This window comes from Acinetobacter lwoffii, assembly GCF_024129115.1.
GTDB lineage: Bacteria > Pseudomonadota > Gammaproteobacteria > Pseudomonadales > Moraxellaceae > Acinetobacter > Acinetobacter lwoffii_T.
In genome coordinates, this window is sequence record NZ_JAMXXO010000052.1 from 1 (window position 1) to 2351 (window position 2351).

Below are 2351 nucleotides of genomic sequence, written 5' to 3' on the forward strand. Positions count from 1 at the left end.
TCCTTTTGTTTGGCTTTACGTCTTTTGTTATTTCTAGGTTGTAGTAGGATTTTTTATCAAATACGAAACGATAGAGCAGCTCCAAATATGGAAGATCATCAAGAGGTAGATCATCAGTAAGTTTTTCAGGTAGCTTGACACCATACATAGAACCAAAACAGCCAGTCAGCCTGTTACCTTTCAAAGAAAGATATGCTTCCCAAGTATTCTCCAGTGAGAGATCACTAAACTTAAGGGCATATTTACATACCTCTGCAACAGCTTTGCTATAGCCGTGTTCTTTAGTTTTCTTAACTCTTCGAATATCGACGATATAAGAATCCAGGGTAATGTCGTGCCAAGTTTCGGCTAATTCTTCCTGGTCTATCCATTCATTGAGTAAAGCAAAAATATGAATATGAGGATGCCATTCTTTAGTTTTTGGGTTGTAGGTATATTCAGTGGAATAGAAAGCACCATCAATTTTACAAAACTGATTAAAGCCACGGCCTTTTTTCTTATAATCGTTATAGCGGTCTAAAAGCGTTCTAAATGAGCTTCTAAGATGCTTAAAGCGTTCCTGTAGGTCTTCACCGTTCTTAACCGTCAAAGTGATCAATACGGGCTTTAAATGGCGATTCTGACGCATCAATTCTTCAATACGTTGAATATATCGACTCATTGACTTAGCTGCCCTTACACCAGCACACATAGGGCATAGTAAATGCTGAGAACAATAATGAGCTTTAGCCAGCTTAACTTGATCTATTGTGTAGTAATTATGGAATAGCAGAAATTGACCGCACCCCTTTAATTTGGTTGCAGCCTTAAGAGCCTTATTGGATAGATCATTTTCACCTTCTGATTTGAAATCAACCTGCGTCCACAAGTATTGTTCTTGTAGCTTCGCTCTATGTTTCAAAATCCCAAAACGTGTTATTCTATCCCTATGTTGATCTGCCTTAGCAGATTGCAAAGCCTGTAATTCATCGCCCGCCAAAGCATCCGAATTATGGGCTTTTTTATTGTCTTTTTTAGTCAATTTTTGTCCCCTAGTTAATCAATAGTATCAAGAGAAAGAAAAAACAGCGAGAAGCCAAGGCTAACTCACTGTTTTTTTTCAAGTTTCACATCGTTTCTGCTAAAACAGGTTGTGCACCTTTAGCAACATAAAAAATAACATTACGACCGCTTGCCATTGCACCAACAGCAATACAGATTTTCTTATTTAGGAAGTCTTTAAAGTCCCGATAATTTTCTACTGATAACGTAAAAAGTTCATTTTTAACGTCACCATTTGGCAGATCCATAGCACCTAAAATTTGTACCTTGTCACGGTCAGCAAACTGATCACCTGTTTTTTTGTCCTTACCGCCTTGCTGAGTAAAGACGTTTAAGACTGTGCCTTCTAATTTGATCATTTCTTAGTTCTCCTCTGGTTTAACTGTTTCAGCAAAAATACCCTTCCGAGGAGTCGCAAATTGATAAAAACGCTCGCTTTCAATGTGCTCGTGAATATCTTTCTCGTCCTCCTCCAGTAGTTCTTGTGAAATAGAACGCAGCAACCAAGAAACCTTTTGTTTGACTTCATCGCTATCGGTATTTGAATGAATTAATTCACACAGAGATACTGATGGAGAAGATTGGGTATAACCGATTAAGAAATCAGTTAATGCCTGCTTGAAGTTATTACGAATTAAATGAGCTAAAAAATCTTGTCGAGTTAAACCCATAGATTTAGCAACAGCATCGTAAAGTTGAACTTCACTATCTGTTAAGCGAATAGTCACAGGCTTAGAGTCCTCAGAATTAGAAGCGGTATTAGTAGCAGTGGCGATGCCAAGAGATTTAAATAACATTTTTAAGATTCCGTTTAGATTCTATTAGATTGTTCTTAGAATATTATAGATTTTAAGAAGAATGTCAATGCGTCGCAACCCTGCGGGATTGCTAAAAGCTCCCGTTTGGAAATCCAAAGGGAGCTTGTAATCAGAAAGGGAAGGTTTTGAAATTTAGATGGTGTCAGTTCGGGCGCACTCCGCGCCCTCTGTTACTGGTGGGAGCACTGGCGAACTTGAAAAGTTTGCATAAGTGCGCCCTTTGGGGTTTAAGGGGTCGAACCCCTTACAAGTCCTGTGGCCACTGGGTAGGCTTGCTTATTCGATTGTCTGATGATGATGCACGTTCACGGAACGTCACATCACAGACAACCGATTGACGTACCGCCTTCACAAGTCATTCGGTCGTGTCGGTCGGTCCCTACGTCCTCCTCACTCCTCATTCCTTTTGTTTGGCTTTACGTCTTTTGTTATTTCTAGGTTGTAGTAGGATTTTTTATCAAATACGAAACGATAGAGCAGCTCCAAATATGG

General features: G+C 39.3%; 3 protein-coding genes. All 3 read right to left on the bottom strand.

Features of this window, described 5'->3' with window-relative positions; all coding sequences use genetic code 11:
- Positions 1-1021 (bottom strand): protein rep (locus NI470_RS15580; RefSeq protein ID WP_253154021.1); only part of this gene is annotated, 1021 nt, incomplete at its 3' end.
- Positions 1022-1106: 85 nt separating this feature from the next.
- On the bottom strand, positions 1107-1400 hold the full coding sequence (locus NI470_RS15585) for a hypothetical protein (protein ID WP_253149015.1): 294 nt from the start codon (positions 1398-1400) through the stop codon (positions 1107-1109).
- 3 nt (positions 1401-1403) lie between these two features.
- Entirely contained in the window at positions 1404-1838 is a 435-nt protein-coding gene (locus NI470_RS15590) for a hypothetical protein (protein WP_253149013.1), read from the bottom strand.
- Between the last annotated feature and the right edge of the window lie 513 nt (positions 1839-2351).